General features: G+C 33.7%; 3 protein-coding genes and 1 pseudogene. 3 read left to right on the plus strand and 1 reads right to left on the minus strand.

What is annotated here, in order from left to right:
* The first annotated feature begins 156 nt into the window (after positions 1-156).
* Positions 157-930, plus strand: coding sequence for a polysaccharide biosynthesis/export family protein (locus VNJ50_RS10450; protein ID WP_325581617.1), 774 nt, complete (start codon positions 157-159; stop codon positions 928-930).
* A 27-nt stretch (positions 931-957) separates the two neighbouring features.
* Complete coding sequence (locus VNJ50_RS10455; protein WP_325581619.1) at positions 958-3,321, plus strand: GumC family protein; 2,364 nt, start codon at positions 958-960, stop codon at positions 3,319-3,321.
* A 67-nt stretch (positions 3,322-3,388) separates the two neighbouring features.
* Here VNJ50_RS10455 and VNJ50_RS10460 read toward each other — a convergent pair whose 3' ends face one another.
* Positions 3,389-4,555 carry a proline dehydrogenase family protein gene (locus VNJ50_RS10460; RefSeq protein WP_325581621.1) on the minus strand — a complete coding sequence of 389 codons (1,167 nt, stop codon included), beginning with the start codon at positions 4,553-4,555 and terminating at the stop codon, positions 3,389-3,391.
* 95 nt (positions 4,556-4,650) lie between these two features.
* On the opposite strand from VNJ50_RS10460, the pseudogene VNJ50_RS10465 reads away from it, so the two are divergent.
* A pseudogene (locus tag VNJ50_RS10465) lies at positions 4,651-4,928 on the plus strand (3-dehydroquinate synthase); the annotation flags it as partial.

Raw genomic sequence — 4,928 nt, forward strand, 5'->3', positions numbered from 1 at the left:
CCAAATAAACAAACTAACTACATTAAACTCATTAACACAACCCTTAGAAATAGTGTCCTCAATAAAACAGTTAATTCCGGAATATAAATCTAACAACTCTACATATGAAGTTTTGGATAATAGAAAATAATCTTGTTTAAAAAATCTCCTCAAAAAATGAAAATACGTATTTTATCACTCTCGCTATTAGCAATATTCATAGCTACATCATGTGCTTCCCGAAAAGATCTTATCTATTTTCAAGACGAACCTCTAAGTGGTGGCTACATAGACTCGACGCCTGAACAACTTTTTTATAAAGCCGACGATATCCTCACTATAATAGTCTCCGCTGCAGATCCTATAGCTGCAAAACCTTTTAATTTATCTACCGTTACCGAAAGTATTGACTTAATCAATGCAACTGGTCGTGAACGGATGCAAAATTATTTGATTGACCATAATGGCAATATAGAATTTCCTGTTTTGGGAACTTTACATGTCGCAGGTATGACTAGAATAGAACTTACCAAAATGCTGAAAGAGAGGATCAGTGAATACACCAAAGATCCCATAGTGAATATCCGTCTCGTCAACTTTACGGTAACAATACTAGGAGAGGTAAGTAGCCCTGGAACTTATACTCTGGAAAATGAAAGAGTTTCCCTACCTGAAGCATTAGGTTTAGCAAATGACTTAACCATCTTTGGTGAGCGCAAAAACGTCTTGCTAATTCGTGAAATAGAAGGAAGAAAAAAATTCGCTAAAATTGATTTAACTACTGTCAACGCTCTAAGTTCGCCCGTCTATTATTTACAACAAAACGACGTTATTATTGTAGAGCCAAATAACGCTAGGATACGCTCCGCTAATTATAATCAAAACAATGCTATTCTTATTTCAGCGATAGGCACATTAACAACAATTTTAGCAGTGTTTTTAATTAAATAAGTTTATTGAGTTATAACATAAAGAATTATGAATCCCAAGACTACCTCTTCAACAAACGAGATTAAAAAAGCTTTAGATCTTTATCTATCTAACTGGAAACTGATTATATTTTTTGTTTTAGTCGCCATAATATCGGCTTTCCTATTTCTTCGTTATACTACTTACCAATACCAAGCTTTTGCTACAATTAAAATTAAAGATGACAAGCAATCTCAAAAACTACCTAGCATGTCAGAAATCAGTAAAGGTGGACTATTTAGTGATGGTAGTAATAAAATAAAAGATGAAATTGCAGTAATGACCTCCAGAACTTTAATTTCTAATATTGTTAAAAATCTACATCTTAATATTAAATATTATGATCAAGGAAAAATTAAAGAACAAGAGATTTATAACAATCCTCCTTTAAAATTAAGTTTTTTCGTTAGCGACTCCATTATCCATCAGGTGGACACAACTTTATACATAAAAATAAAATCACCTTCAGAATTTTTAACTTTTAAAGATAATGGAAATTCTATATTAGAACGAGATGATTCTGAAGGAAAGTTACACACTTTTGGTGATCGAATAAAAACAGGATTTGGTGATATGATCATTATTCCAAATGTTGGAGAATATGCACCGAATGTTGGTAGTAATTTAAAGGTTTCGATAAAACCCGTAAATTCTATTGTAGACATTTATAAATCCAATATTAAAGCATCAACAGAAGAAGGTTTAAGTATTGTTAATTTAGCACTTAGGGACAATATTGCCAATCGAGCTATAGATGTTCTTAATCAGGTTATTAGAGAATACAATAAAGATGTTATTACAGATAAGGAAGATGTTATAAAAGTTACTTCCGATTTTATTAACAATCGTTTGGAATTAGTATTTAAAGAATTGGAAGAGGTTGACTTTACAGCCGAACAACTCCAAAAAAAAAATAACCTTACAGCCTTAGGATCTCAAGCAAATATTTATTTGGAAAGTGAAAAACAAAATGAATTTCAAATTAATTCTACTGCGAACACGATCCAAATGATTAGCTTTTTGCAAGAAGAAATGCAATTAGAAAACAGGACTTCAGATTTACTGCCATCTAACATAGGCATTTCTGATGGCAGTATTAATCAAATCACAAAAAGCTACAATGAGCTTGTCGCTCAAAGAGACAAAATGCTAATCAACTCTACGGAAAAAAATCCTGTTGTCATAAATTTAAATAGCCAGATTAACGCATTAAAAGAGAATTTAGAAATCTCTTTGGCCAATATGAAGAAGACGAGTCAAATAACACTCGATAATCTGAATAAAGAGGATGCAAGAATCAGAGGGCAGCTTTATTCAGCACCAACCAAACAACGACAACTCAGAGATATAGAACGACAGCAAAGCATAAAGGAATCTTTGTATTTATACTTATTGGAAAAACGTGAGGAGTCGGCAATAAGTCTTGGCATGTTTACTAATAACGCAAAAGTTATTGACTCAGCTTATTCCACGTTCTTACCAGTCTCACCTTATAAATCATTTACATATTTAGCGGCCATACTTTTAGGATTAATGCTACCAATTGGTTTTATCTACGTTAAGGATCTTTTAGACACAAAAATTTATGACAAAGACGACTTAACAGCAATTTTAAATATCCCGTACATTGGTGATATCCCAATGACCAATAAGAAAACAAAACTCATTAATAAGATAGATTATTCGCCAAAAGCCGAGTCCTTTAGAATCTTGCGATCAAATATTGATTTTGTTTTAAAAGATCTTGACAGCAAAACTAAAAAAATATTTATTACCTCCACTCGTGCACAAGAAGGAAAATCACATACCAGTACCAACTTGGCTTCATCTATTTCTTTTTCAGAAAAATCAGTATTGCTGATTGAAATGGATATTCGCGTTCCTAAGATCATGCAATATCTAAAAGAAAAATCGCAAACCAAAATTGGTCTTTCTGATTATTTAGCTGATAAAAAACTAACTCCTGATGATGTAGTGAACAAGTTAAAGGATAATCCTTTTTTGGATGTCATTCCTTCAGGAACTATCCCTCCCAACCCCTCTGAGCTACTTATGAGCGATAGAGTTCAAGAATTATTTGATTATTTTGAAGGGAAATATGACTATATCGTTGTGGACACATCGTCCGTTGGATTAGTAAGTGACACGCTTTTAGTTTCTAAATTTGCTGACATCTTTATTTATGTTGTAGGCGCAGATAATACAGACAAAAGACAGTTGACAGCAGTCGCCAAACCGTTATTTGAGGACGATAGATTACCGAGAATGAATTTATTATTAAATGGAACGAATTTCGGTAAAAAAGGCTATGGATATGGTTACGGTTATGGCTTAGATCCTAATAAGAAGAGAAAATGGTACCAATTTTCTTAATTTAATTGATTGCTTTTTTAAGCAAAAAACTCCGATGTATAAAGCATCGGAGTTTTTTGTTTTTCATCTATAATTTTCGTCTTTTTCGTTCCTTCTTGAGCAACATTAACTCTCTACTTGTTTGTCCAGCCACCGAAGTGTTTTCTTCAGCGCGGCGTATCAAATAAGGCATAACGTCCTTCACCGGACCAAAAGGCACATATTTAGCTACATTATAACCTTCTGCCGCTAGATTAAAACTAATATGATCACTCATACCATAAAGTTGTCCAAACCAAACCCGGTTGTCGTTTTTAGCAATATTCAACTTTTCCATGAGCTGCATCGCCAAGAAACTACTTTGCTCATTATGCGTTCCTATAAACAATGAAATAGTGTCAAGGTTTCTAAGAATATATTCCAGGGTCTCATCAAAATTTTTGTCTGTAGCTTCTTTTGTAGCACAAATTGGTGATTCATAACCTTTCTCTTTAGCTATTTCACGCTCTTTTTCCATATAAGCTCCACGTACAATTTTAACACCTATTGTAAAACCATCTTTTAGAGCACGCTCATGCAACGCTTTAAGATAATCCAATCGATCCCATCGGTACAGTTGCAAAGTCGTATATACAATGGGGACACCAGTATTATACTTGCGCATCATATCTTCGCATAAATCATCGGTTGCATCTTGGAACCAACTCTGTTCTGCATCAATTAAAATTTCAACATCTTTTTCCTTGGCCAACTTGCATACTTTATCGTAACGCGCTACAATTTTATCCCATTCGTTCTGTTCTTCTGTGGTAAATGGTTTTCCTTCACCTTTTTTTTGATATAAATAAGGTCTTCCAAACCCTGTTGGTTTAAATACAGCAATTGGCATGGACTCTCGTTCATCGGCAAAATTGATAATCTTCAACGTGGTTTCCATCGCACTGTCAAAATGCTCCTCGGTTTCCTTACCTTCTACTGAAAAATCTAAAACTGAACTCACACCTTTACTATACATTTTATCGATAACCGGCAAGCAATCTTCTTCATTGATTCCACCACAAAAATGGTCGAACACGGTGGACCTAATTAGACGCTCAACCGGTAAATGTGCTTTCAATGCAAAGTTGGTTGCAGCAGTGCCTATTCTGACCAAAGGTTCATGTGAAATCATTTTAAACAAAAAATAAGCTCTCTCAAGCTCCGAATCACTTTTAAGGCTAAAAGCAACTTCTGTGTTTTCAAAAATATCTGACATAACTTCTATGAAAAATTAAAAACAAATTTAATTATTCATTCTTGATTAATTGAATAAAAACTGCTTATTTTCAGCCTTTAATAAAGTTACTAAAAATGAACTCAATTACTACACAGTCCTATGCCGTACATTTTAATTCTAGAGGCTATAATGAATTAAACAACTATCTGAAACACAATAGTTTTTCCAAAATATTTATAATTGTTGATAATAACACCCACATTCATTGCCTACCCCATTTTATGTCGCAATTGGAAACAGATTTGCAATGCGAGATCATTGAAATTGATTCTGGTGAAGCCAATAAAAACATAGATACCTGTGTTGGTGTTTGGAATGCACTTACCGAATTGGATGCCGACCGAAAGAGCCT

The sequence above is a fragment of the Gelidibacter sp. genome (genome assembly GCF_035577925.1).
Lineage (GTDB): Bacteria > Bacteroidota > Bacteroidia > Flavobacteriales > Flavobacteriaceae > Gelidibacter.

Coding starts and splice junctions, on each gene's coding strand:
- VNJ50_RS10450 (WP_325581617.1), top strand. CDS start 157: ATGAAAATACGTATTTTATCACTCTCGCTATTAGCAATATTCATAGCT.
- VNJ50_RS10455 (WP_325581619.1), top strand. CDS start 958: ATGAATCCCAAGACTACCTCTTCAACAAACGAGATTAAAAAAGCTTTA.
- VNJ50_RS10460 (WP_325581621.1), bottom strand. CDS start 4,555: ATGTCAGATATTTTTGAAAACACAGAAGTTGCTTTTAGCCTTAAAAGT.